Origin of the sequence: Methylobacterium komagatae, from assembly GCF_042661665.1 — a bacterium.
Taxonomy (GTDB): domain Bacteria; phylum Pseudomonadota; class Alphaproteobacteria; order Rhizobiales; family Beijerinckiaceae; genus Methylobacterium; species Methylobacterium komagatae.
In genome coordinates this window covers 1,891,954-1,911,866 of sequence record NZ_JBHSWN010000001.1, presented here as the reverse complement: position 1 = coordinate 1,911,866, position 19,913 = coordinate 1,891,954, and the positions used below count along the sequence as shown (strand labels likewise).

The following is a 19,913-nucleotide window of genomic DNA, read 5'->3' as shown; positions in this document are numbered from 1 at the left end:
TCAGGCCCGGTGCGCGCTGGCCTCGCGTTCCGGCAGAGCCTTGTTCGGCTCCTTGTTCACTTCGCCGCGGGTCCGCCACAGGCTGTAGGCAACGCCGCCGAGGAGGAGCGCCAAGGTGACCACGAGCGACACCCACGGCGGCACCTTCAGGAGGCCGAACGTATCCGCCACCACGATCTTCGCGCCGATGAAGATCAGGATGAAGGCAAGCGCGGTCTTGAGGTAGGCGAAGCGGTCGACCATCGCCGCCAGGGCGAAATACAGGGCGCGCAGCCCCAGAATCGCGAAGATGTTCGAAGTGTAGACGACGAACGTGTCCGTGGTGATCGCGAAGATCGCGGGCACGCTGTCGACGGCGAAGATCACGTCGGCGCCGTTCACCAGAACCAGGGCGAGCGCCAGCGGCGTGAACCACAGGGCCTTGCGGCCGGTCTTCGGATCGGTCTTACGCACGGCGAACTTCTGGCCGTGCAGTTCTTCGGTCACGCGGAAACGGCGCCTGATCCAGCGCACCGTGGCGCTGTTGCCGAAATCGCTTTCTTCCTCTTCGCCGGAGAACAGGATCTTCAGCCCCGCATAGATGAGGAAGGCGGCGAAGAGCGACAGGATCCAGTGCACCTGATGCACCAGGGCCGCGCCGAGGCCGATCATCAGCCCGCGCAGGAGGACCGCCGCCAGGATGCCCCAAAGCAGCACCCGGTGCTGCGCCGTGCGCGGCACGCCGAGGCCGGTGAGGATCATGGCGATGACGAAGACGTTGTCCATGGACAGCGACTTCTCGACCACGAGGCCGGTCACGTATTCCTCGGCCGGTTGCCAGCCGAGTTGCCACCAGACGAAGCCGCCGAAGGCCAGCCCCAGGGTGAGATAGAAGGCGGTGAGCCCAAGGCTCTCGCGCACGCCGATCTCGTGCTCCTTGTCACGGTGCAGAAGCCCGAGATCAAAAGCCAGAAGCGCCGCGATCAAAACGTGGAAGCCGAGCCACATCCAGAGCGGTTTGCCGAGCCATTCGACGAATAGGAAATCGAGCATAGGCGGGACCTGATGTTCCTTCCGGGAGGAAAGCATCGACTCCGACATCACGGACGCTTCAAGGAACGTCCGCCAGAGGGGCCCGCAGTCGATGGCGGCGACCTAAGGAGCAGAAGGCGGCGAATCAAGGGCGCGCCTGCAGATGCCCACCGCAGAGCGCGCCCGCAGCGCCCCGGCTTGACAGGCGCGGACGCGGCGCGCCTCTCGGCGCCATGGTGCAAGGTGTCGATATCGCCGTAGTGGGTGGCGGCCCGTCCGGTCTGGCGGCGGCAGAGGTGCTCGCGGCATCCGGCCGCGCGGTGACGGTCTACGAGCGGATGCCCTCACTCGGCCGGAAATTCCTCATGGCCGGACGGGGCGGCCTGAACCTCACCCATAGCGAGCCCCTGCCCACCTTCCTCGGCCGCTACCATCCGGCCGGGAGTCTCGACGGCCCCATCAGCGCCTTCCCACCCACAGCCCTGAGGGAATGGTGCGATGGCCTCGGCCAGACGACCTTCGTGGGGTCGAGCGGCCGGGTCTTCCCGGAGAGCTTCAAGGCCTCGCCCCTGCTGCGCGCATGGCTCGCGCGCCTCGACGAACGCGGCGTCGCGATCCGCCCGCGCCACCGGCTCACGGGGATCGCCGGACAGGATCTGACCTTCGAGACTCCTGATGGCCCCAAAACCGTCCGCCCCGCCGCAACCTTGCTGGCGCTCGGCGGGGCGAGTTGGCCTCGCCTCGGCTCGGACGGCGCCTGGGTGACACTCCTCGAAGCCCTGGGTGTGACGGTCTCACCCCTGCGCCCGGCCAATGCCGGGTTCGCATGCCCCTGGTCGGCGCCCTTTCGAGAGCGGCACGCCGGCACGCCGCTGAAGCGCGTGGCACTGACCTTCGCCGGCCGTACGGTGCGCGGGGAGGCAATCGTCACGCAGGCGGGGCTCGAAGGCGGGGCTGTCTATGCCCTGTCGCGGGAACTGCGCGAGGCCGTTCTGGCGACGGGCGAGGCGCGTCTCGTCATCGACCTGCGGCCCGATCTCGACGCGGAGGCGCTGGCCAGCCGGCTTTCCGGTGGCCGGAAGGGCGATTCCCTCTCGGCCCGGTTGCGTAAGGCGGCGGGCCTGTCCCCCGTCGCCATCGGCCTCTTGCGCGAGGCGGCGGGCGCCGCCCTGCCGACCGAGCCCACCGCCCTCGCGAGATGGATCAAGGCCGCGCCGCTCACCCTGACCGGAACGATGGGGATGGACCGGGCCATCTCGACAGCGGGTGGCGTCGTCCTCGATTCCCTGGACGGCAACGCCATGCTGAAGGCGCAGCCTGGCCTGTTCCTGGCAGGGGAAATGCTCGATTGGGAGGCGCCGACCGGCGGCTACCTCCTGCAAGGCGCCATCTCCGGCGGCCGGGCGGCCGCCGAGGGCCTGCTGCGGTGGCTCGGGCCGGATCAGGGTTTCAGGCAGAAGCCCACGATGCCGACAGCCTCGGCTGGGCAGGATGCGCCCTCGCCATCATAGGCCGGAGCCCCCACACCGAGGCATCGGGCGGCGACCAGCGCCTCGCCCGGCTCGCAGGTGGCGATGCAGGGACCGTTGCAAGCGGTCTTCCGCAGCATCCTGATCGGAGATGAGGCCGACGTTCCCGGCTGTCCGGCTGGGCCGGTTGCACCCACGGCACCGCGGGGACCGGAAGAGCCCGTATCACCCTTCGGGCCAGGCAGGCCGGGGGTACCGGCCTCACCCTTCGGACCCGCCTCGCCCTTAGGACCAGCCTCTCCCTTGGGACCAGCCTCTCCCTTGGGACCGGCCTCGCCCTTCGCGCCCGTCTCTCCTTGAGGCCCGGCGGGACCCTGCTCGCCACGGGCGCCCGCTTCACCGCGCGGGCCTTGTTCTCCCTGCGGACCGGCTTCGCCCCGCGGACCGGTCTCGCCCTTCTCACCGGCCGGGCCTGGAATGCCCTGCGGACCGGCGGGACCGGGGGCGCCTTCCGGCGCGCAATTGGCTACGACCGCCTCGCGCTCGTCCTCGCCGCTCTTGAGCGTCACGACACAGGTCGAGGGCTTGTAGGGCAGCTTGAACACGAACCGGCCGCGCTTGTCGGCCTGGATCGAGATATCGCCGTCCATCTCCACGATGGCACCGGGCTTCCGCACCGAACCGGACAGGCGCAGGTCGCCGGCTTCGATGCGGGCGTCGTAGACCATGATCGGCTGGGATGGCGCCTGCGGCGGCTACGCGCTGCGCGGCGGGCGGACGTCTGGGCGGGTGCCGAAGGGGCCATGCTCGGATCGGGGGCCGCCTGCTGCGCGGCGGCCGGAGCCGCGAGACCAAACAGGATCGGCAGGACGAGGGCTGCGCGCATGCTCTATCCGGAAGAATGCCGCGCCGGTCGGGCGGCGGGGCGGACATTGGCGTCTCGCCCCGCGCATGGTCAATTGCAAAGTCAGTAGTTCTACCCGCACGAGTTGAAGTGAGCGCTCACTCCACCGTGACGGATTTGGCGAGGTTGCGGGGCTGATCGACGTCTTTCCCCATCACCACGGCGACATGGTAGGCGAGCAGTTGCACCGGCACCGCGTAGACGATGGGTGCGACGACGGGATCGAGGGCGGGCATGGTGAAGGTCGCCAGCGTTTCGAGCCCGTGCTCGGCCGCCCCCTTGGCATCGCCGATCAGCACGATGCGCCCGCCCCGCGCCGCGACCTCCTGCATGTTCGAGACGGTCTTTTCGAACACCGCGTCATGCGGCGCGATGACGATCACCGGAACGCTCTCGTCGATCAACGCGATCGGCCCATGCTTCAGTTCGCCCGCCGCGTAGCCCTCGGCGTGGATGTAGCTGATCTCCTTCAGCTTCAGGGCACCTTCCAGCGCCATCGGGTAGCTCGTCCCGCGCCCGAGGTAGAGCACGTCCCGCGCCTTCGCGACTTCGCGGGCGAGGCCCTCGATGGCGGGCTCGTGCGCCAGCGCGTCGGCCATCAGCCCAGGCGCCTTGATGAGGCTGTCGATCAGCCGCCGCTCGCCCTCGGCGTCGAGGGTGCCCCGCGCCCGGCCCGCCGCGATGGCGAGGCAGAGCAGCACGGTCGAGCTGGCAGGAGAACGCCTTGGTCGAGGCGACGCCGATCTCGGGCCCGGCGAGCGTCGGCATCACGACGGAGGATTCCCGCGCAATGGTCGAGGTCGGCACGTTCACCACGCTGAGCGTGTGCTGGCCCATCGACTTGGCGTAGCGCAGGGAGGCCAGGGTGTCGGCGGTCTCACCCGATTGCGAGATGACGAGGGTCAGCCCGTCCCTTTCCAAGGGCGCCTCGCGGTAGCGCGCCTCCGAGGCGACATCGATCTCCACCGGCAGGCGGGCGATCTGCTCGAACCAGTAGCGGGCGACGAGCCCGGCATAGAAGGCCGTGCCGCAGGCGGTGATGTAGACGCGGCTGAGCTTGGCGAAATCGAAGGGCAGTGCCTCCGGCAGGATCACCCGGCCCTCGGCCATGTCGACGTAATGGGCGAGCGTCCGGCCGACGACCTCCGGCTGCTCGTGGATCTCCTTCGCCATGAAGTGGCGGTACTCGCCCTTGTCGACCCGGAACGCCTGGGTGGCGATGGTCTGGCGGGCACGCTCGACCACGGCGCCGGAGGCGTCGCGGAATTCGACGCTGTCGCGGGTCAGGATCGCCCAGTCGCCCTCATCGAGATAGGCGATCGCATCGGTGAAGGGGGCGAGCGCCAAGGCGTCGGAGCCGAGATAATTCGCGCCATGCCCGTAGCCGACCGCCAGCGGCGCACCGTGCCGTGCGCCGATCAACAGGTTCTCTTCGCCAGAGAAGATGAAGCCCAGGGCGAAGGCACCGCGCAGGCGCGGCAGGGCGGCGGCCACGGCCTCGACTGGTCCCTTCCCGTGATCCATCAAACGGCTGACGAGTTGGACGACGACCTCGGTGTCGGTGTCGCTCTCGAAGCGGATGCCATCCGCCTCAAGCTCCTGCTTCAACTCGCGAAAATTCTCGATGATGCCGTTATGCACGACGGCGAGACGCGCCGTGGCATGGGGATGGGCGTTCACCTCGGTGGGGCGTCCGTGGGTCGCCCAACGGGTATGGCCGATGCCGATCGTGCCGGTAAGCGGCTGCTCGGCGAGCTTGGCTTCGAGGTTCACGAGCTTGCCCGAGGCGCGCCGACGCTGGAGGCTGCCATGCTCCAGGGTGGCGATGCCGGCGGAGTCGTAGCCGCGGTATTCGAGTCGCCGAAGCGCCTCGATCACCTGCCCCGCTACCGCGTCGCGCCCGACGATGCCGACGATGCCGCACATATTCCGACTTCCATTCGCAGGCCCGCCCGGCCGGGGCCCGGCCCTTATATGCGGTCGAGGTTACCGCATCGCACCAGATGGGGACAGTTCCGGCTACCGGACACGATCTGTCATGGCTTCGCTGACGCTCGCCATGACGAGAAAGAGAAACACATCCCTCAGGAGTCGAAGTCTTCCCCGTCGCTGGTGAGCACGCGCTTGATGCTGGCGAGGTGAAGGCGGGCGCTCTCAGGATCGCCCTCGCGCATCTGCGCGGCGGCGGCCTTGGCGATGGCCGGATCGACCGGCAGGAGCTTCCGGCCGGTGGAGAGCGCCTTCACCTGCACTTCGGCAGCGCGCTCGAGATAATAAAGGTCGTCCCAGGCCTCCGCGATCGTCGGGCCGGTGACCATCACCCCGTGGTTGCGCAGGAACACGATGTCGGCGTCGCCCAGGGTCGCGGCGATGCGGTCGCCCTCGGCCTCGTCCAGGGCCAGCCCGTTATAGGCGTCGTCCACCGCCGTGCGGCCGTAGAATTTCAGCGCCGTCTGCCCGGCATAGGCCAGGGGCTCGCCCTCGGTCATGCTGAGCGCCGTGGCATAGGGCATGTGCGTGTGGAACGCCGCCCGCGCGCGGGGCAGGTTCCGGTGCAGGCGGGCATGGATGAAGAAGGCGGTCGCCTCCGGCTGGCCCTCGCCCTCCACCACGCGCCCGTGGAAATCGCAGACGAGCAGGCTCGACGCCGTGACCTCGCAGAAGGCCAAGCCGTAGGGATTCACGAGGAACAGGTCGTTCCGCCCCGGCACCATGGCCGAAAAGTGATTGCAGATGCCCTCTTCCAGGCCGTAGCGCGCAGCCATGCGGAAGCAGGCGGCGAGGTCCACCCGGGCCTGCCAAAGAGCTTCCCGGTCGATGGCGTCGAGGTCGACCTTGCCGCCTTCGACCACGCGGAATTCATGAGCCATGTCGGATCTTCCCCTCGCTCTCCGCGATCACCGGCCCTTGCGGCGTTCCTTGAGCGCCTGAAGCTGCTCGCGCATCGCCACGGCCCGTCCGGGCTTCGTATCCTGCCGAGCGCGCGCCACCGCCAGCGCGCCGTCCGGCACGTCCTTGGTGATCACCGACCCGGCGCCGACCAGCGCGCCCGCTCCCACCGTGACGGGGGCGACGAGGGCCGAGTTCGACCCGATGAAGGCGCCCGCCCCGATCGAGGTGCGATGCTTGAACACGCCATCGTAATTGCAGGTGATGGTGCCCGCGCCGACATTGGCCTTCGCCCCCACCTCGGCATCCCCGAGATAGGTGAGGTGCGCGGCCTTGGCGCCCGGCCCCATGCGGGTGTTTTTGAGTTCCACGAAGTTGCCGATCTCGGCGCCCTGTTCCAGCACCGCGCCGCCGCGCATCCGCACGAACGGGCCGATCTTCACCCCCGCCTCCAGGCGGACATCGGCGAGATGGGCGAAGGCCCGCACCGTGCAGCCGTCAGCCACGCTCACGCCCGGGCCGAACACCACGTTCGGCTCCACGGTCACGTCGCGGCCGAGCACGGTGTCGTGGCTGAAGTACACCGTCTCGGGGGCGACCAGGGTCGCGCCGCCCAGCAGCGCCGCCCGGCGCAGGCGGGCCTGCACCACCGCCTCGGCGGCGGCGAGTTGCACCCGGTCGTTGACGCCCTGCGCCTCGGCCTCGTCTACCGGCACCACCGCGACCGAGAGCCCGTCCGCCACGGCCAGAGCCACGGCGTCGGGGAGATAATATTCGCCCGCCGCGTTGTCGTTGCCGATCCGGTCCAGCAGGGCGAGGGCCTGGGCGCCCGACAGGGCCATGAGCCCTGCATTGCACAGGCGCACCTGCCGCTCGGCCGGAGTCGCATCCTTCTCCTCGCGGATCGCCAGGACCCGATCCCCCTCGGTGAGCACCCGTCCGTATCCGGCCGGGCTTTCGGTCTCGAACGCCAGCACCGCGACGGAGGCGCCCGCCGCCAAGGGCGCGCGCAGGCGGGTGAAGGTCGCAGCGGTGACGAGCGGCGTATCGCCGAAGGCGACGATCACGTCGTCGTCGGCTTCCGCGAGCAGGGCGCGGGCGGCGAGCACCGCATGGGCGGTGCCGAGCCGCTCGGCCTGGGCGAAGACGCCCGCACCCGGCGCCTGCCGCTCGATCTCGGCAGCGACGTCGGCGCGTCCGGGCTCGGCCACGACGCCGACCCGCGTCGCCCCGGCGGCCTGCACGGCGGCGAGGACATGGCCGAGCATGGTCCGCCCGGCGACCTTATGGAGCACCTTCGGCAGGTCGGAGCGCATCCGCGTGCCCTTGCCAGCGGCGAGGACGATGGCGGTGAGGCTGCGCGGCGAGGAAGATGTCGTCATCACGAAGTCCGATCGAAGGCTCGGCCACGCATGGGCCGAACCGGCCGATCAGGCAAGCACCCGGACGGCTTGGGCGGACCGCTCGCGCCGCCGCTCGATGGAGCTGGGAATGCGCAGGGACTCGCGATACTTGGCCACCGTCCGGCGGGCGATGTCGACGCCCTCGTCCCGGAGCTTCTGAACCAGGGCATCGTCCGAGAGCACGTTGTCGGCGGTCTCGCCGTCCACCAGTTGCTTGATCCGGTGGCGCACGGCCTCCGAGGAATGGGCCGCCGCTCCCGCCGCGCCGGGAATGGCGGCGGTGAAGAAGTACTTCATTTCCAGCGTGCCCCGGCTGGTGCCGATGGCCTTGTTCGAGGTCACGCGCGAGACGGTCGATTCGTGCATGCCGATCGCCTCGGCCACCGTCTTCAGGTTGAGCGGGCGCAGATGCGCGACGCCATGGGCGAAGAATCCGTCCTGCTGGCGCACGATCTCGGTAGCGACCTTGAGGATAGTCCGCGCCCGCTGTTCGAGGCTGCGGGTGAGCCAGTTGGCGTTCTGCAACGCCTCCGACAGGAAGGCCTTGTCGCCCTCGGCACGGGCGGTGCGCGAGACGCGGGCGTAATAGCTCTGGTTCACGAGGACGCGGGGGAGCGCCTCGCCGTTGAGTTCGACGAGCCACGAACCGTCCGGCGCGGCGCGGACGAAGACATCCGGCACCAGCACCTCCACCGCGCTGGCCCCGAAGGCCCGGCCGGGCTTGGGATCGAGGCGCCGGATCTCGGCAAGCATGTCCACGAGGTCTTCGTCGTTGACGCCGCAGAGGCGGCGGAGCGCCGCGAAATCGCGTTTGGCCACGAGGTCGAGGCGGGAGACCAGAGCCTCCATCGCCGGATCGAACCGGTTGTTCTCGCGGAGCTGGATGGCAAGGCATTCCGCGAGATCGCGGGCGGCGACGCCCGCCGGGTCGAAGCTCTGAACGACGCCCAGCACCTTCGTGACGAGCGCCGGATCCGCCGCGAGACGCTCGGCCACGGCCTCCACCGTCTCGCGCAGATAGCCTGCCTCATCGACGGCATCGATGAGGAAGCCCCCGATCAGCCGCTCGATGGGATCGCGGGTGGCGAGGTCGAGCTGCGCGGCCAGATGCTCGCGCAGGCTCACTTCGGCGGTGAGCGTCGCCTCGAAATCCGGTGCTTCGGAATCGAAGCTGCCGCCCGTATTGCCGTAAGGGGCGGGCGTGAGGCTCAGCATGTCGCCCGCCTCCGACTCGCGGGTGCGGGTCGGGGTCTCGTCCTGAAAGACGTTGTCGAGCCGGACGTCGCTGTCGCGCTCGATCTCGCCGCGACTCGGGTTCAGCTCCTCCGGAGACCACGAATCGGCTTCCGCGCCGTCGAACCCTTCCTCTCCCGACGGACCGTCACGGGTATCGGGAGCCTCGGTGGCGTCCCGCTCGGCGGGAGCCTCGGCCTCGGCGCGCTCCAGCAGGGGATTCCGCTCAAGCTCCGCCTCGACATAGGCCGCGAGGTCGAGGTGGGAGAGCTGCAGGAGCTTGATCGCCTGCAGGAGCGAGGGGTCATGACCAGGGCCTGGCCCTGACGCACCTCCAGCCTTTGCAGCAGACTCATAACACCGCCCCGATCCGCACGTGCATCTGCATGAGCCAGGCGCGACGCCCCGGCACGGTTCTTGCTTCTATCTTATGCCTAATCTTTAGACCGAATGCCGCGGCGCGTCAAAGCCGGGCAACTGCGTGCGTGGTGCGCAACTTAAAAAGGCTTGCGGCCGAACTCTGGCCCTGTGCCCTTAAGGAAGCCTTGAGCGGACATGAGGCCCGGCCTGGGTGCTCACCGTCAAGTCTCTCAGCTTGTTGCCAAACCGCATCCGGTGTAAGACGCGCCCCATCCCGAAAGAATTCGTTCCGCGAAGGAGCCGTCAGGCATGGCGCGCGTCACCGTCGAAGATTGCATCGAAAAGGTCGAGAACCGCTTCGAGCTCGTCCTGCTGGCGAGCCACCGGGCGCGCCTCCTCGCCGCCGGCGCCCCGCTGACCGTGGACCGTGACCGCGACAAGAACCCGGTCGTCGCCCTGCGCGAGATCGGCGACGGCACCATCACCTCCGAGGATCTGAAGGAGCAGCTGATCCACTCGCTCCAGAAGTACGTCGAGGTGGACGAGCCCGAGGCCGAGGCTGTGCCGCTCCTGTCGAGCTCGCCGGCCGCCGCCGCCCACGCGCCGCAATCGTCCAGCGACGAGGGCGTTCAGTTCGACCGCATGAGCGAGGAAGACCTGCTTCGCGGCCTTGAGAACCTCGCCCCGCCGGTCGAGACCGACGAAGAGGCCGAGTGATCGCCTGAAGCGATTCGCTGAAGGCTTATCTCACACACATCATCGCGAGCGAGAGTGAAGCGATCCAGAGCAGCGTGCCGTCTCAGGGCGGGGCGCCGCCCTGGATCGCTTCGTTGTGTTCGCCCTCAGGCCGCAGCCTCAGAAAAAAGACGATTGGCAGGCCGATTGCGGCGCCTTGCCTCTGGTGTCGGCCACCGCATTGCGGGAGAATTTCCCGGCGGCCGAGGGGGCGTGCTGCGTTCAGGAGGCAACGATTTCCCGGCGGATCATGCGCCAGTACGAACTCGTCGAACGGGTCAAGCGCTATAACCCGGCGGCCGACGAGGATCTGCTGAACCGCGCCTACGTCTATGCGATGCAGGCTCACGGGACGCAGAAGCGGGCTTCCGGCGATCCGTTCTTCGCCCATCCCCTCGAAGTCGCGGCGATCCTCACCGACCTGCATCTCGACGACGCGACGATCATCGCCGCCGTCCTGCACGACACGGTCGAGGACACCGAGGCGACCCTCGATGAGATCCGCCGCCTGTTCGGCGACGAGATCGGCGCGCTGGTCGATGGGCTGACGAAGCTCAAGCGGCTCGACCTCGTGTCGAAGCAGGCCGCACAGGGCGAGAACTTCCGCAAGCTGCTGCTGGCCGTTGCGGCGGATGTGCGCGTGCTTCTCGTGAAGCTCGCCGACCGCCTGCACAACATGCGCACCCTTGAGCACATGCGCGACGACAAGCGCCGCCGCATCGCCAAGGAAACCCTCGACATCTACGCGCCGCTGGCGGCCCGCATGGGTATGCAGGAGTTGCGCGAGGAACTGGAAGATCTCGGCTTCCGCTACCTCGAACCGGAGATCTACGCGACCATTACCGAGCGCCTGTCGCGGCTCACCGCCAAATCCGGCCGGATGGTCGAGGATATCGAGCAGGTCCTGTCCGAAAAGCTCTCGGCACGGGGCATGGAGGCCGACGTCACCGGCCGGCAGAAGCGGCCCTACTCGATCTGGTCGAAGATGGAGCGGAAATCGCTCGCCTTCGAACAATTGTCGGACATCTTCGGCTTCCGGGTGATCGTGAGGACCCTGGAGGATTGCTACGCGGCGCTCGGCATCGTCCACACGAGCTGGCCGATGGTTCCCGGCCGGTACAAGGACTACATCTCGACCCCGAAGCAGAACGATTATCGCTCGATCCATACGACCGTGATCGGGCCGAAGAGCCAGCGCGTCGAACTGCAGATCCGCACCCAGGCGATGGACGACATCGCCGAATACGGCATCGCCGCCCACGCCCACTACAAGGATGTGAGCGGGCGCGATGTCGAGGGCAGTGTCCACCCGAAGCTCGCCACCGAGAGCGGCGCCTACCAATGGCTGCGCCGCACGATCGAACTGCTCGCAGAAGGCGATAGTCCGGAGGAATTCCTCGAGCACACCAAGCTCGAGCTTTTCCAGGATCAGGTGTTCTGCTTCACGCCGAAAGGGCGGCTCATCGCCCTGCCCCGCGGCGCGACACCGATCGACTTCGCTTATGCCGTGCACACCGATGTCGGCAACTCCGCCGTCGGCGCCAAGATCAACGGCCGAATGGTGCCGTTGCTGCACGAACTCTCGAACGGCGACGAGGTCGAAATCAGCCGTTCGGACGGCGCCTCGCCCCCGGCCGCCTGGGAATCGCTGGTGGTGACGGGCAAGGCGCGCTCGGCCATCCGCCGCGCTACCCGCGCGGCGGTGCGGCGGCAATATGCCGGTCTCGGCAAGCAGATCCTGGAACGCGCCTTCGAGCGCGCGGCCAAGAGCTTCTCCGAGGACAAGCTTCGCGGCGCCCTGCCCCGACTCGCCCGGTCGTCCGTCGAGGACGTCTTCGCCGCCGTGGGACGGGGGAGATGTTCTCCGGCGACGTGGTACGCGCGGTCTATCCCGACCACCGGGACGAGCGCCGCCCCACCCCCGGGCAGGCGCCGATCAACGGCGCGGGGCGGCTCGTCCGCTCCCCCGACCAGACCATGCGCCTGACCTTCAACGGGTCGGACGAGGCGTCGATGGATGCGATCCCGATCCGCGGTCTCGCGGGCGACCTGCCGGTGACCTTCGCCCCCAATGGCGGCGCCGTTCCCGGCGACCGGATCGTCGGCATCCTCACCCCCGGCGTCGGCGTGACGGTGTACCCGATCCAGTCGGCGGCACTCGCCGCCTTCGACAACGAGCCGGAGCGGTGGCTCGACGTGCGCTGGGATACGGAAGCCTCGAGCGGCGAGCGCTTCCCCGCGCGGCTCTCGCTGCAATCCATCAACGAGCCCGGCGTGTTCGCACAGATCGCTCAGGTCATCGCCGACCATGACGGCAACATCGACAACATCTCGATGAAGCGCCGGACGCAGGACTTCACCGACATCACCCTCGACCTGTCGGTCTGGGATCTCCAGCATCTCAACGCCATCGTCGCGGAGCTTCGCAGCAAGCGCCCGGTCAGCAGCGTCCAACGGGTGAACGGGTGAACAAAACCAATTCTCGAGGGGATCCTAGGTTGGTTTTAGAGCCAGCTTGACTCATAGGAAGCTGTCCGCGATCTTGAGAAGCGCGTGAACAGCGTGTCGTGCCTCTTATCGTATGTTTGTTCCTTCAATTGCGTGAGAGTCATTTAGCAATCGTTTAGCGATCAGTGAGAATACAAAACCGATCGCCAGATATTCATCATCTCGTTCTTTGGAAAGTTCTTCATGTCATCAGCACAAAGGTGCGCCGTCTTCATTGATGGCGCCAATCTCTATGCGACCACCAAAGCTCTTGGCTTCGATATCGATTACAAGAAGCTTCTTAAAGATTTCCAGACCCGCGAAAACCTGATCCGGGCCTTCTATTACACGGCAATGATCGAGGATCAGGAGTATTCCTCGATCCGGCCGCTGGTCGATTGGCTCGACTACAACGGCTACCGGGTCGTGACCAAGCCCGTGCGGGAATTCACGGATTCCGCAGGCCGCCGCCGCTTCAAGGGCAACATGGATATCGAGCTGGCGATCGACGCCCTCGAACTCGCCCCGCGCCTCGATCACATGGTGCTGTTCTCCGGCGACGGCGATTTTCGCTCGCTGGTGGAGGCGATGCAGCGGCGCGGCGTCCGCGTTACGGTGATCTCCACCATCCAGACGCAGCCCGCGATGATCTCCGACGAGTTGCGCCGTCAGGCCGACGAGTTCGTGGATCTTTCCTCCCTCGCCTCCCGGATCGGGCGCGAGCCGAGCGAGCGTCAGGCTCGCCCCGCCGGCGAGACCCCGACCCGCCACCGGGCGGAGCCGCGGGGCGCGACTCTCGAAAACCGCTACGGCATCCGTCAGCCGGACCAGGACGACGACTGACGAGCGGGGCGGGACCGGGAGAACCGGTTCCGCCTATTTCGCACCCCGGCGAAGGTCGCCGTCGATGAGCAGCGCGCTGCGGCTGTCGAGGCGGGTGCGGTAGACCTGAAGGTTCTCCATCACCCGCTGGACGTAGTTGCGCGTCTCCGTGAAGGGGATGCGCTCCACCCAGTCGATCACGTCGACCTCGCCCTTGCGCGGATCGCCGTAGGCGTCGATCCACTTCTTCACGTTGCCGCCGCCCGCATTGTAGGAGGCGAAGGCGAGGATGTAGGAGCCGCGCCAATCCTCCATCAGCTCGCCGAGATGGGCTTGACCCAGCTTGGCGCAGAAGGCCGGGTCGCTCGTCAGGCGGTCCGGGTCGAAGGCGGTGGAGACGCGCTTGGCCGTCCGCATGGCGGTAGCGGGCATCATCTGCATCAGCCCGCGCGCCCCAACGCCCGAGCGCGCCCGCGGATCGAACTGACTCTCCTGCCTCGCGATGGCATAGACCATCGCCCGCTCGACCTGCGGCACGGCGGTGAAGGTCTCGTAGGTCGGAATCCCGATGGTCGGGAAGGCATGCGCGTCGAGGGGCAGCCCCCGGTGCAGGGCGAGCTTGCCCACTGCCACCAGGGCACGGGCATCCTTGGTCTCGGTGGCGACATCTCCGAGCGCCTGCAACTCGCGGGGGTCGTTCAGGGCCCGCGCGGAATCGATGAAGAGCGGCAGCGCGAGGTCCGTGAGACCGGCCTGCTCCAGCAGGCGCAGGGCACGAACCGACAGCCTGTCTTCGAAGCCCTGCCGCTCGGCACCCTCCAGGGCGGGGGCGGCCCGCAGCGGAAGGCTCGTCTGCCCGAGCTTCGCCCGCGCCACCTGCCCGTAATAGGCGACGGGCTGCGCCGCAGCTTTCTCGAAGAACCGCCGCGCCTCGTCCGCCCGGCCCATCACCTCGGCGGCGCGACCCTGCCAGTAGGCGCCGCGCGCCAGGGAATTCGGGCTCTCGGCCAGGGCCGCGACCTGCGCGAAATGCCCCGACGCCCGCTCGGGATCGTTGAGGAAGCGCAGGGCGATCCAGCCCGCGTGGAACTCGGCCTCGATCTTCTTTTCCGGGGTGCGGGAGCCGTGGCCGCTCACCACCGCATAGGCGGTCTTGGCATCGCCCGCATCGAGCAGCTTGCGGGCGACGATGCGGCGCTCGACCCACCATTCATCGCCATCGACCAGCACGTCCGGATTGGTCGGGGCGGTGGCGAGCACGGCGGCGGCCTCCACCGGCTTGTCGGCCCGGCGGAAGAACTGCGCCTTCGAGAAGATGTAAGAGGTGTCGTTGCGTAGCGACGGCGGCACGGCGGCGAGCGCCGACGCGGCGCCGGAACTCTTGTCCTCCACCGCCCGGCGAGCCCGCACGAGGCTGGCATAGCCACCCCCGGCATAGCCCGCCGCACGGCCCGCCATCTCCCAATCCTCCTTCAGGAGCGCCCGCTCCATCCGGTAGCGATGGTCCTGCTTGGTGAGCACGGCGGGAAAGGCGTCCTGCACCTTCGCTTCGAGATTGCGGCCGAAACTCTCGCTCCGCCACAGGTCGCGCACGAGATCGGCGGCGTCGGCTTCGAGGCCATCGGCGCGCAGCGCCAGCGCCAGGGCGAACTTGCCCGGCGCGCTCGACGGCTTGGCCGTGGCGAAGAAGGCGCGCACGGTGGCAGGCGCCTTGCGCTCGCTGAGAAGGGTCTCCTCCGCCCGGCGGCGCAGGAGCGGGCCGCCCGGCCATTCCGGGTTGGCGCGGGTGAAGGCGACCGTGCGCTCGAAGCCGATTCCGGCGCCGGCGCGAATCGCCACCCATTGCAGCAGGGCGCGCACGGCGGGATCGGAGAAGCCTTCGCTCATCCGGTCGCCATCAGCGACCTTGCCCTTGCGGTAGAGGTCGATCGCGCCACGCAGGAGCGTCAGATCGGTCTCGCCGGATATCTTGGGCCGGGCGATGTCCGGCACGTCCGGCACCGGAGCGGCAGGCGCCACAGCCGCATCCGGCAGGGGGAAGGTGATCGGCGCATCGGGATCGGCGGAGGCATAGGCCGAGGCGGCGGCTGGCTTGTGCTCGGCCTCCTCCGCGACAGCCTTGGGCGTGTCGAGTGCCGACTCGGCGGCTTCCTGCGCGTGCAGGGCGGAGGCCTCCGGCCCCGCCGCCCCGGCGAGGTTCGGCCCTGTCAGGGCCGCCCCGGCTCCCGCCGCAAGGGCGAGAAGCGTGAGGTGTGGGCGCTTCCAGGCGATGGCTCGGATCACGACCTCACCCCTCCGCAACGGCAGCAAGAAGGACACAGCTTGGACAATCAGTGATTAAGAGCCCGTTAACCGTGTCCGGGATCCGTTTGCGAAGGCGCGCGCGAACCCCTATGTCTGCGCGCTCGCGCCGGATGGGCGCGGGTAAATCGCGGCGCCACGACCGCAAGACTCCCCTGGGACGCCTGAGATGACCGAGACGACCGCCCGCTTGCGGGGCTCGATGACCGCGTTGGTGACGCCTTTCCGCGATGGCGCCTTCGACGAGCAGGCTTTCCGAAAGTTCGTGCGCTGGCAGATCGAGCAGGGGACGCACGGCCTCGTACCCACCGGCACGACCGGCGAGAGCCCCACGCTCACCCATGCCGAGCATGACCGTGTGGTCGAGGCTTGCATCGACGAAGCCGGCGGGCGCGTGCCCGTGGTCGCGGGCGCGGGTTCCAATTCGACGGCCGAGGCCATCGAGCGGGCGCAGCACGCCGAGCGGGCGGGCGCCGATGCCGTCCTCGTGGTGACGCCGTACTACAACAAGCCGACGCAAGGCGGTCTCTACGCCCATTTCAAGGCGATCAACGATGCCATCGGCATTCCGATCATCATCTACAATATCCCGCCCAGATCCGTCATCGACATGAGCGTCGAGACGATGGCCCGGCTCTTCGAACTGAAGAACATCGTCGGCGTGAAGGATGCGACCGCGAAGATCGACCGCGTCAGTGCTCAGCGACAGGCCATGGGTGACAGCTTCGTCCAGCTTTCGGGCGAAGATGCGACGGCGCTCGGCTTCAATGCCCAGGGCGGTCATGGCTGCATTTCGGTGGTTTCGAACGTTGCCCCGCGCCTCTGCGCGGACTTGCAGGACGCCTCTCTCTCGGGCGACTACGCCAAGGCCCTGACCATCCAGGACCGGCTGTTCCCGCTCCAGACCAACCTGTTCGCCGAGGCCAATCCCGGTCCGGTCAAGTACGCGCTGTCGCGGCTCGGCTTCATGAGCGAGGAGCTTCGGCTTCCCCTCGTGGCGATCTCGGCGGAAACCCGCCGCGTTGTGGATGCCGCCCTGAGTCATGCCGGCCTGATCGAAGGCTGATCGAGACAGAGAAAGACCGCATCGCATGGCGCCGAAGACGGAGCCCGGACGGCGCGTGGTGGCCGACAACCGCGCCGCCCGCTACCACTATTCCATTGAGGACACGTTCGAGGCCGGCATCGCCCTGACCGGCACCGAGGTGAAATCCCTGCGTAGCGGCAAGGCGACGCTGGGAGAGGCTTATGCTGGCCCCTCCGGCACCGATCTGATGCTCTTCAACGTGTTCATTCCGGAGTATCTGGAGGCGAACCGCTTCAATCACGACACGAAGCGGCCCCGCCGCCTGCTGCTGCACCGCCGCCAGATCAACAAGCTGATCGGGGCCACGCAGCGCCAGGGCTACACGGTCGTCCCGCTGAAGATCTACTTCAACGAGCAGGGCCGGGCGAAGGTCGAACTCGGCCTCGGCAAGGGCAAGCAGGCCCACGACAAGCGCGAGGCGACGAAGGAGCGCGACTGGAAGCGGGATCAGGCCCGCCTGCTGCGCGACCGGGGCTAGCGCCGGGGAGAACGGGATGAGCGCCAATCCGAACACTCTGCCGGACAACCTACCGGTTCCGGAGGACGATGGCGCCGCCGCTCACCTGCGCGGCTCACGCCTGCCGGATGTCGCGCTCCGTGCCACCGATGGCAGCACCATCTCCCTGGCCAAGCTGAAGGGCCGCACGGTGGCCTACGCCTATCCGCGCACGGGTGAACCGGGGAAACCGACCTTCACCCCCGATTGGGACACGATCCCGGGCGCGCGGGGCTGCACCCCGCAATCCTGCGATTTTCGCGATCATTTCGACGAACTGAAGGGTCTTGGGGTCGATCACGTCTACGGGCTGTCGACGCAGACCAGCACCTACCAGGAGGAAGCGGTCGCGCGGCTGCACCTGCCCTTCGCGATCCTCTCCGATGCACACCGTGCCCTGACGATGGCGGCCCGGCTGCCGACCTTCGAGGCCGGCGGTGAGACCCTGCTCAAGCGCCTCACCCTCGTGATCGACGATGGCGTCGTCACGCACCTGTTCTATCCGGTCTTCCCGCCGGATCAGAGCGCCCGGCAGGTCATCGCGTGGCTTGAAGAGAGCCGCCAGGCCTGAGCGGACTCTCATCGGCGCGGTGGCGCCCCTCCTGGCTCAGCAGGAACACGCCCTGCGCGCCGAACAGGTTCCACACCCACCACGGCAGCGCGAAACGCATGGCGCGCCCGCGCGAATCAAGCGCCGCCGCCGTCTCGATCCGCGCGCCCAGCACCCGGCACAGGCCGACGAAGTCGCGGATGGTGCAATGGTGGATGTTGGCGGTCTCGTACCACGCGTCAGGCATGAGATCGGTGACCGGCATCCGCCCGCGCAGGGCGAGCTCGGTCCGCACGCGCCAATGCCCGAAATTCGGGAAGGAGATGATGACGTGCCGCCCGATGCGCAACAGGTGCTCCAGCACCTCGCGCGGCTGGCGCGTCGCCTGGATGGTCTGCGACATCACCACTACGTCGAAGGCACCGTCGGGGTAGTTCGCGAGGTCGGTATCCGCGTCGCCCTGGATCACTGGCAGGCCACGGGCGAGACAGGCATTCACGCCCTCCCGCGACAATTCGATGCCGCGCCCGTCGATGCCCCGCCGGTCGCGCAGCAGCGCGAGCAGGGCGCCGTCGCCGCAGCCGATATCGAGCACCCGCGCCCCGGCGGGCACGAGATCGAGCACCACGAGGTGATCGACGCGGGCGCCCGCGCCCTCGCGGGGCAGCTCCTCCGCCGCCTCCCAGGGGCGAGCCTTCGGTGTCCCGCCGCTCACAGGCCGCGCGCCCTGGCGGCGGCGTCGATGAAACCCTGCGCCGCGGCGAACATCGCCGGCTCATCGAGGAGGAAGGCGTCGTGGCCCTTGTCGGTCTCGACCTCCACGAAGGCGACGGGCGCCGCCGCCGCGTTGAGCGCGTGGACGATGACCCGCGAATCGGCCGTGGGGAACAGCCAGTCCGAGGTGAAAGAGATCACGCAGAAGCGGGTCGTCGTACCCCTGAAGGCGTTGGCGAGCACGCCGCCATGGTCCGCCGCGAGGTCGAAATAGTCCATCGCGCGGGTGAGGTAGAGATAGGCGTTGGCGTCGAACCGCTCCACGAAGCTCAGGCCCTGGTGGCGCAGGTAGCTCTCGATCTGGAAATCGGCGTTGAACGAGAAGGTCGGCGCCGAACCACCCTGGAAGCGGCGGCCGAACTTCCGGTGAAGCGCAGGCTCCGACAGATAGGTGATGTGCGCGCCCATGCGCGCGACGCCGAGCCCCTTGGAAGGCCGTGTGCCCTCTTCGAGGTATCGGCCATCCATCCAGGCGGGATCGGCCATGATCGCCTGCCGCCCGACCTCGTGGAAGGCGATGTTCTGCGCCGAATGGCGCGCGCCCGTGGCGATCGGCATGGCGGCGAACACGCGCTCGGGATAGAGCGCCGCCCATTGCAGGACCTGCATCCCGCCCATCGAGCCGCCGATGCACAGGAACAGCCGATCGATGCCGAGATGGTCGAGCAGCATGGCCTGCGCCCGGACCATGTCGCGGATCGTCACCAGGGGGAAACCAAGCCCGTAGGGCTTGCCGGTCGCGGGATCGATCGAGGCCGGGCCCGTCGTGCCCATGCAGGAGCCGATCACGTTCGAGCAGACGACGAAGTAGCGATCGGTATCGACCGGCTTACCGGGGCCGACCAGGGTTTCCCACCAGCCGGGCTTGCCCGTCACCGGGTGGGTATGCGCGAAATGCTGGTCGCCGGTCAGCGCGTGGCAGATCAGCACGGCGTTCGACCGGTCCGCGTTGAGGGTTCCTGCGGTCTGGTACGCGATCTGGAACGGCGCGAGGCGCACGCCCGCATCCGTCAGGAGCGGCCTGTCCGGACCGAAGCGCGCCACGAGGCTCTTCGGATCGAGGGATTGCGAGGCCTCCGCAGCGGGCGGGGCCATCCGTTCGGGGGCGTCCGGCCGGGGGGCCGTGTCCAATCGGGTATCCATGTCCGGGTCTTCGACGGCGCCGCCGTCAGCGGAACGCCCTGCGGCACAGGCCGGAGGTAATCGCCCACCCCCGCAGCGTCAACGCGCCGCCGCTCCGTCAGCGGATCGCCGTGGCGCAGGCCACGAAGACGAGCCCGACACCGGCCGCCGTGATGAAACCGTTCGACAAGGAGCCCTTGTCGCCCCGTCGCAGACGCAACTCAGCCGCCACGGAGACGAGAATTCCGAGAACGAAGAGCATGCTTGGAA

The 19,913-nt window shown here is 68.3% G+C and carries 15 protein-coding genes and 3 pseudogenes; 8 read left to right on the top strand and 10 right to left on the bottom strand.

Going from position 1 to position 19,913, the window contains the following annotated elements; genetic code table 11:
• Positions 1-1,032 carry a TerC family protein gene (locus ACFQE0_RS09340; RefSeq protein WP_378969017.1) on the bottom strand — a complete coding sequence of 344 codons (1,032 nt, stop codon included), beginning with the start codon at positions 1,030-1,032 and terminating at the stop codon, positions 1-3.
• 212 nt (positions 1,033-1,244) lie between these two features.
• Here ACFQE0_RS09340 and ACFQE0_RS09335 point away from each other — a divergent pair, with 212 nt between their 5' ends.
• The gene (locus tag ACFQE0_RS09335; protein ID WP_378969015.1) at positions 1,245-2,522 is read left to right on the top strand and encodes a BaiN/RdsA family NAD(P)/FAD-dependent oxidoreductase; all 1,278 of its coding nucleotides are present in this window, start codon (positions 1,245-1,247) and stop codon (positions 2,520-2,522) included.
• Here the strand turns inward: ACFQE0_RS09335 and ACFQE0_RS09330 are convergent.
• From ACFQE0_RS09330 to rpoN, 5 genes and pseudogenes are all read right to left on the bottom strand, one after another.
• Positions 2,453-3,208: a collagen-like domain-containing protein gene (locus tag ACFQE0_RS09330; protein ID WP_378969012.1), complete on the bottom strand. Its 756-nt coding sequence runs from the start codon at positions 3,206-3,208 to the stop codon at positions 2,453-2,455. The genes ACFQE0_RS09335 and ACFQE0_RS09330 overlap by 70 nt on opposite strands.
• Positions 3,209-3,482: 274 nt before the next feature.
• Positions 3,483-5,310 (bottom strand): annotated as a pseudogene (glmS, locus tag ACFQE0_RS09325) (glutamine--fructose-6-phosphate transaminase (isomerizing)).
• Positions 5,311-5,468: 158 nt separating this feature from the next.
• Positions 5,469-6,254: an aldolase gene (locus ACFQE0_RS09320; protein WP_378969010.1), complete on the bottom strand. Its 786-nt coding sequence runs from the start codon at positions 6,252-6,254 to the stop codon at positions 5,469-5,471.
• A gap of 27 nt (positions 6,255-6,281) precedes the next feature.
• Positions 6,282-7,655, bottom strand: a complete 1,374-nt coding sequence (glmU, locus tag ACFQE0_RS09315; protein ID WP_378969008.1) for a bifunctional UDP-N-acetylglucosamine diphosphorylase/glucosamine-1-phosphate N-acetyltransferase GlmU — start codon at positions 7,653-7,655, stop codon at positions 6,282-6,284.
• A 48-nt stretch (positions 7,656-7,703) separates the two neighbouring features.
• Positions 7,704-9,265 (bottom strand): annotated as a pseudogene (gene rpoN, locus ACFQE0_RS09310) (RNA polymerase factor sigma-54).
• Between the two features lie 313 nt (positions 9,266-9,578).
• On the opposite strand from rpoN, the gene rpoZ reads away from it, so the two are divergent.
• The 4 genes and pseudogenes from rpoZ to ACFQE0_RS09290 all read left to right on the top strand — a co-directional run bounded on the left by rpoZ (position 9,579) and on the right by ACFQE0_RS09290 (position 13,334).
• Positions 9,579-9,986: a DNA-directed RNA polymerase subunit omega gene (rpoZ, locus tag ACFQE0_RS09305; protein WP_378969006.1), complete on the top strand. Its 408-nt coding sequence runs from the start codon at positions 9,579-9,581 to the stop codon at positions 9,984-9,986.
• A gap of 268 nt (positions 9,987-10,254) precedes the next feature.
• A pseudogene (locus ACFQE0_RS09300) lies at positions 10,255-12,134 on the top strand (RelA/SpoT family protein); the annotation flags it as partial.
• A complete protein-coding gene (locus ACFQE0_RS09295; protein WP_378975390.1) occupies positions 12,132-12,473 on the top strand; it encodes an ACT domain-containing protein in 342 nt (113 codons plus the stop codon). The pseudogene ACFQE0_RS09300 and the gene ACFQE0_RS09295, both read left to right, overlap by 3 nt.
• 222 nt (positions 12,474-12,695) lie before the next feature.
• Positions 12,696-13,334, top strand: coding sequence for a LabA-like NYN domain-containing protein (locus ACFQE0_RS09290; protein WP_378969004.1), 639 nt, complete (start codon positions 12,696-12,698; stop codon positions 13,332-13,334).
• A gap of 33 nt (positions 13,335-13,367) precedes the next feature.
• On the opposite strand, the gene ACFQE0_RS09285 is transcribed toward ACFQE0_RS09290, so the two are convergent.
• Positions 13,368-15,596: a lytic transglycosylase domain-containing protein gene (locus ACFQE0_RS09285; RefSeq protein WP_378969001.1), complete on the bottom strand. Its 2,229-nt coding sequence runs from the start codon at positions 15,594-15,596 to the stop codon at positions 13,368-13,370.
• A gap of 187 nt (positions 15,597-15,783) precedes the next feature.
• Here ACFQE0_RS09285 and dapA point away from each other — a divergent pair, with 187 nt between their 5' ends.
• The 3 genes from dapA to ACFQE0_RS09270 are packed head-to-tail and all read left to right on the top strand — an operon-like array spanning position 15,784 to position 17,768.
• Complete coding sequence (dapA, locus tag ACFQE0_RS09280; RefSeq protein ID WP_378968999.1) at positions 15,784-16,680, top strand: 4-hydroxy-tetrahydrodipicolinate synthase; 897 nt, start codon at positions 15,784-15,786, stop codon at positions 16,678-16,680.
• A gap of 25 nt (positions 16,681-16,705) precedes the next feature.
• On the top strand, positions 16,706-17,179 hold the full coding sequence (smpB, locus tag ACFQE0_RS09275) for an SsrA-binding protein SmpB (protein WP_378968996.1): 474 nt from the start codon (positions 16,706-16,708) through the stop codon (positions 17,177-17,179).
• Positions 17,180-17,195: 16 nt separating this feature from the next.
• A complete protein-coding gene (locus tag ACFQE0_RS09270; RefSeq protein ID WP_378968994.1) occupies positions 17,196-17,768 on the top strand; it encodes a peroxiredoxin in 573 nt (190 codons plus the stop codon).
• Here ACFQE0_RS09270 and metW read toward each other — a convergent pair.
• The 3 genes from metW to ACFQE0_RS09255 form a co-directional block, all read right to left on the bottom strand.
• Positions 17,734-18,462 carry a methionine biosynthesis protein MetW gene (gene metW / locus ACFQE0_RS09265; RefSeq protein WP_378968991.1) on the bottom strand — a complete coding sequence of 243 codons (729 nt, stop codon included), beginning with the start codon at positions 18,460-18,462 and terminating at the stop codon, positions 17,734-17,736. The two genes, ACFQE0_RS09270 and metW, sit on opposite strands and share 35 nt — an antisense overlap.
• On the bottom strand, positions 18,459-19,664 hold the full coding sequence (metX, locus tag ACFQE0_RS09260; protein ID WP_378968989.1) for a homoserine O-acetyltransferase MetX: 1,206 nt from the start codon (positions 19,662-19,664) through the stop codon (positions 18,459-18,461). The genes metW and metX overlap by 4 nt, the downstream gene beginning before the upstream one ends.
• A gap of 97 nt (positions 19,665-19,761) precedes the next feature.
• Entirely contained in the window at positions 19,762-19,905 is a 144-nt protein-coding gene (locus tag ACFQE0_RS09255) for a hypothetical protein (RefSeq protein WP_378968986.1), read from the bottom strand.
• Between the last annotated feature and the right edge of the window lie 8 nt (positions 19,906-19,913).

Bases quoted from the DNA above. Each gene is read 5' to 3' on its own strand.
- rpoZ (WP_378969006.1), top strand. From the start codon at position 9,579: ATGGCGCGCGTCACCGTCGAAGATTGCATCGAAAAGGTCGAGAACCGC.
- ACFQE0_RS09330 (WP_378969012.1), bottom strand. From the start codon at position 3,208: ATGGTCTACGACGCCCGCATCGAAGCCGGCGACCTGCGCCTGTCCGGT.
- ACFQE0_RS09320 (WP_378969010.1), bottom strand. From the start codon at position 6,254: ATGGCTCATGAATTCCGCGTGGTCGAAGGCGGCAAGGTCGACCTCGAC.
- ACFQE0_RS09255 (WP_378968986.1), bottom strand. From the start codon at position 19,905: ATGCTCTTCGTTCTCGGAATTCTCGTCTCCGTGGCGGCTGAGTTGCGT.
- ACFQE0_RS09340 (WP_378969017.1), bottom strand. From the start codon at position 1,032: ATGCTCGATTTCCTATTCGTCGAATGGCTCGGCAAACCGCTCTGGATG.
- dapA (WP_378968999.1), top strand. From the start codon at position 15,784: ATGACCGAGACGACCGCCCGCTTGCGGGGCTCGATGACCGCGTTGGTG.
- smpB (WP_378968996.1), top strand. From the start codon at position 16,706: ATGGCGCCGAAGACGGAGCCCGGACGGCGCGTGGTGGCCGACAACCGC.
- metX (WP_378968989.1), bottom strand. From the start codon at position 19,664: ATGGATACCCGATTGGACACGGCCCCCCGGCCGGACGCCCCCGAACGG.
- glmU (WP_378969008.1), bottom strand. From the start codon at position 7,655: ATGACGACATCTTCCTCGCCGCGCAGCCTCACCGCCATCGTCCTCGCC.
- ACFQE0_RS09290 (WP_378969004.1), top strand. From the start codon at position 12,696: ATGTCATCAGCACAAAGGTGCGCCGTCTTCATTGATGGCGCCAATCTC.
- ACFQE0_RS09270 (WP_378968994.1), top strand. From the start codon at position 17,196: ATGAGCGCCAATCCGAACACTCTGCCGGACAACCTACCGGTTCCGGAG.
- ACFQE0_RS09335 (WP_378969015.1), top strand. From the start codon at position 1,245: ATGGTGCAAGGTGTCGATATCGCCGTAGTGGGTGGCGGCCCGTCCGGT.